General features: G+C 67.8%; 3 protein-coding genes. 1 reads left to right on the forward strand and 2 read right to left on the reverse strand.

Annotated elements, in window-relative coordinates; genetic code table 11:
* The coding region (locus CVO76_RS02785; protein WP_208741681.1) for an MFS transporter at window positions 1-1136 on the reverse strand (1136 nt) is incomplete at its 3' end.
* An 86-nt stretch (window positions 1137-1222) separates the two neighbouring features.
* Window positions 1223-1786, reverse strand: a complete 564-nt coding sequence (locus CVO76_RS02790; protein WP_133082865.1) for a MarR family winged helix-turn-helix transcriptional regulator — start codon at window positions 1784-1786, stop codon at window positions 1223-1225.
* 343 nt (window positions 1787-2129) lie between these two features.
* Here CVO76_RS02790 and CVO76_RS02795 point away from each other — a divergent pair, with 343 nt between their 5' ends.
* Window positions 2130-4547 carry an FdhF/YdeP family oxidoreductase gene (locus CVO76_RS02795; protein WP_208740590.1) on the forward strand — a complete coding sequence of 806 codons (2418 nt, stop codon included), beginning with the start codon at window positions 2130-2132 and terminating at the stop codon, window positions 4545-4547.
* Window positions 4548-4558 lie beyond the last annotated feature (11 nt).

Genomic DNA, 4558 nt, shown 5'->3' on the forward strand with positions numbered 1-4558 from the left:
ACGAGGTTCTGCAGCATGAGCCCCAGGCCGAGGCCGAACACGAAGGTGTAGATGCCGACGAGCCACAGTTCCGTCAGGTGGTCGATGGTGCCGGCGAGGCCCAGGCCCGCGATGAGGAACAGGGCGCCCGCGATGAGGTACCTCTTCCACTTGCCGTACTTGGTGACGAGCTGTCCCGCACCGATGGAACCGATCAGGTTTCCGGCGATCATCGGGAGCGTGAGCAGGCCGGCCTCGGTGGGCGTGGCGCCGCGGGCCACCTGGTAGTACTGGCCCAGGTAGCTCGAGCTGGCGAACAGGGCGATGCCGACCGCGATCGAGGCGATGATCGCCAGGGCCGTGGTGCGCTCGGAGATGATCGTGAGCGGGATGATGGGCTCGGCCACCTTCGCCTCGACGACGAGCAGGAGGGCCAGCAGGATCACGCTGCCACCCACCATCAGGGCGCTCTCGCGGGAGAACCACTCGTAGTAGCCCTCCTTGCCGGCGAAGGAGACCCAGATGAGGAGCAGGCTCACACCGGCGGTCAGCAGGATGGAACCGAGCCAGTCGATCCGTGCCTTGCGGCGCGTGTCGGGGAGCTTCAGGGTGACCTGCAGCAGCACCAGGGCGATGATCGCGAGCGGGACGCAGACGAAGAACGTCCAGCGCCAGCCGAGCGGCGAGTCCACGATGAAGCCGCCGAGCAGCGGTCCGCCGGCGGTCGCGACGGCCATGACGCCACCCATGTAGCCGGAGTACCGGCCGCGCTCACGCGGCGCGATGATGGTGCCGATGATGGCCTGCGCGAGGGCGGTGAGGCCACCCATGGCGATGCCCTGGATGACGCGGGCGGTGAGGAGCAGCGGGATGGTGTGGGCGAATCCCGCGAGCACCGAGCCTGCGACGAAGATGACGATGCTGACCTGCACCAGGACCTTCTTGTCGAACAGGTCCGAGAACTTGCCCCAGATCGGCGTGGTCGCCGCGTTGGCGAGCAGCGCGGCGGTGATGACCCAGGCGAAGTCCGTCTGGGAGCCGTTGAGGTCGCTCATGATCGTGGGCAGCGCGTTCGCGACGATGGTGCTGCTCAGGATCGCCGTGAACAGGCCGGCGAGCAGGCCCGTGAGGGCCTGCAGGATCTGCTTGTGGCTCATGGGCTCGCTGCTGCGGTGGTGGGCGGCGTCGGCCGGCTGCCGTGCAGCGGCTTCGGCGACCTTCGCCTCGGTGGGATGGGTGGCCATCAGAGTTCTTCCTTCGGAGTCTCGGACGCGGGGTCCAGGTGGTGACGGCCGTCGTTGCCCGTGCGGTGTGCGGTGGTGCGGAGTGGATCCTGAGGGACGGGGTGTGCCGGCCCGCCAGGGTGCGAGGCTGCGGAGCGGAGGGCGGCCGTGAGGTGCCGTACGGACGACGACGCCGCCTCGGCTTCGCTCTCGGTCCAGTCGGAGAGGATCTCCCGCAGGGCCTCGGCCCTGTGCTCATAGGTTTCGGCGAGGTACGTCCGGCCCTCTCCCGACAGCGAGAGCAGGCAGGCCCGCCCGTCCAGCGGGTCCGGGGTGCGGACCACGAAGCCGAACTGCTCGAGGTCCGCGAGCTGCCTGCTCAGCGCGGATGGCCCGATGCCGAGCCTGCCCGCGAGCGCCGAGGCGCGCATCGGGCCGCCCTCCCCGATGAAGAACAGGACGCCGGTGTGGGCCGGTCCCAGCTCGGAGTACTTCATGGCGGCAGCCGTCACTCCCCGCAGGGCACGCTGCAGATCGAAGATGTTGTGCACCAGCTCTGCGGCCGTGTGCTGCGCTACCGACATGTGGAACTCCTGGCCTCATATACTTCGTTGCTCTAAGTAACTTTACGCCTGCCGTTTCGTTAGGTCAACTAAATAAACACCTCGCGGCCCGTCGCCTTCAACCTCCTTTCCGTCCCTGGAACCGGTGGACCGCACATCCACCGTCGTCGCATACTGTGCAGCGGCGGGTCTGCCCGTCCCGCAACCGCCCGGATCTGCGGACGACGCCGCGTCAAGGAGGCCGGCCGACTGCGCCGGATACTTGCGGTCCCGGCTCACCCCCTGTTAGGCCTGATACACAAGGGCAGGCCGGACCACCTGTCGAGGAGTGCCCGCACCCGGGCCACGGAAGAGGACGTTCGCCATGACGCGCAAGGAACCCCGTGTAGAAGAAGTCGACGAGAGCGAGCTGCGGGTCGAGAAGCGGCCGAAGGAGTGGGCGGCCGGCATTCCCGGCGTCTACCACTCCATGAAGCCCGCACTGGAGCACATGGGCGTGGAGCGCACCCTGAAGACCGTCCTCAAGATGAACCACAAGGACGGGTTCGACTGCCCGAGCTGCGCCTGGCCGGACCCGAACAAGCGCAAGACCTTCGAATTCTGTGAGAACGGCGCCAAGGCCGTCACCTGGGAAGCGACGCCCGTCGTCATCTCCTCCGACTTCTGGTCCGAGCACTCCCTCAGCGACCTGCGCTCGCATTCCGACTACTGGCTGGGCATGCAGGGACGCCTCGTCGAGCCCGTCTACAAGCCGGCCGGCGAGGACCACTACCGCCCGGTCAGCTGGGACGAGGCCTTCGAGATCGTCGGGAACAAGCTGAAGAGCCTCGACTCCCCCGACGAGGCGGCCTTCTACACCAGTGGCCGCACCTCGAACGAGGCGGCGTTCCTGTACCAGCTGTTCGCCCGCGCCTACGGCACCAACAACCTCCCCGACTGCTCCAACATGTGCCACGAGTCCTCCGGCTGGGCCATGGGCCAGACCATCGGCATCGGCAAGGCGACCGTCACGTTCGACGACTACGCGGACGCGGACCTCATCATCGTCATGGGGCAGAACCCGGGCACCAACCACCCGCGCATGCTGACCGAACTGGAGGCCTGCAAGCGCAGCGGCGGGCAGATCGTCGCCGTCAACCCCCTTCCCGAGGCATCGCTCAAGCGCTACAAGAACCCGCAGCTGGTCCGGGGCGTCATCGGCAAGGGCACCGAGATCGCGGACCAGTTCCTCCAGATCCGCCTCGGCGGCGACATGGCACTCCTGCAGGCCGTGTCCAAGCGCGTCTTCGAGGCCGAGGCGAAGAACCCCGGCACGGTCCTGGACCACGCCTTCCTCGAGGAGCACTGCGAGGGCCTGGACGAGCTGCGCGACTACCTGCTGACCCTCGACGAGGCCACCGTCCTCGAAGCCACGGGCCTGCGCACGGAGGAGATCGACGAGCTCGCCGCCCGGTACATCGCCGCCGACAAGGTGATCATCACCTGGGCCATGGGCATCACCCAGCAGAAGAAGGGTGTCGCCACCATCAAGGAGATGATCAACCTCCTGCTGCTGCGCGGCAACATGGGCAAGCCGGGTGCGGGCGCCTCCCCCATCCGCGGCCACAGCAACGTGCAGGGCGACCGCACCATGGGCATCTGGGAGCAGATGCCGCCGGTGTTCATGGACGCGCTCGGCAAGGAGTTCGGCTTCGAGCCGCCCCGGGAACACGGCGCCGACGCCGTGGAGTCGATCCGGCGCATGCGCGACGGCAAGGTCAAGGTGCTCGTGGCGCTCGGCGGGAACCTCGTCGCGGCCATCTCGGACACGCAGGTGGCCGAGAAGGCGTTCGAGAACACCGACATGACCGTGCAGATCTCGATCAAGCTCAACCGCTCGCACCTCGTCACGGGCAAGGAGGCGCTGATCCTGCCGTGCAGGGGCCGCACCGAGATCGACCGCCAGGCCACGGGCGTCCAGTTCGTCTCGGTCGAGGACACCGTGTGCGCGGTGCACCCCTCCTGGGGCAGCGTGGAGCCCGTCTCGGAGAACCTGCTCTCCGAGCCCGCCATCATCAGTCGTCTCGCCCGCGCGACGATCGACGGGAAGATCGACGCCGACTGGGAGGGCTTCGAGAAGGACTACGACCTCATCCGCGAGCACATCGCGCACGTGGTCGAGGGCTGCGAGGACTACAACCGGAAGATCCGGCAGGACGGCGGCTTCATCCTGGCGAACGGTCCGCGCGACTCGCGCACGTTCAACACCCCCACGGGCAAGGCCGTCCTCACCGTCAACGACCTCGAGTACCTCGAGCGCCCCGAGGGGACGCTGATCCTGCAGTCCCTGCGCGCTCACGACCAGTGGAACACCACCATCTACGGCAACAACGACCGCTACCGCGGCATCAAGAAGGGCCGGCACGTGGTGTTCATCAATCCCGAGGACATCGCCGAACTCGGCCTCAAGGACGGCCAGAACGTGGACATCCACGGCGTGTACGACGACGGCGTGCAGCGCGTGCTCCGCGCCTACCGCGTCGTCTCGTACCCGACCGCCCGCGGTTGCGCGGCGTCGTACTATCCCGAGGCGAACGTGCTGGTGCCCCTCGAGGAGGTGGCACAGGGCAGCAACACCCCCACGTCGAAGCAGATCATCGTCCGGTTCGAGCCGAGCACGCACACGGCGCCGTCGAAACACGACGCCGAGGCGACGGCCCAGGTGCCCGACGCCGAACCGGACGGCTTCCCGGTCGCCGGAACGGGAGTGCCCGTGAAGGAGGCGGAGGCCGCGAACGCCTAGAGCCCGACGGG

The sequence above is a fragment of the Arthrobacter agilis genome, assembly GCF_002953615.1.
GTDB classification, from domain to species: Bacteria; Actinomycetota; Actinomycetes; order Actinomycetales; family Micrococcaceae; genus Arthrobacter_D; species Arthrobacter_D agilis_B.

Bases quoted from the DNA above. Each gene is read 5' to 3' on its own strand.
- CVO76_RS02790 (WP_133082865.1), bottom strand. From the start codon at position 1,786: ATGTCGGTAGCGCAGCACACGGCCGCAGAGCTGGTGCACAACATCTTC.
- CVO76_RS02795 (WP_208740590.1), top strand. From the start codon at position 2,130: ATGACGCGCAAGGAACCCCGTGTAGAAGAAGTCGACGAGAGCGAGCTG.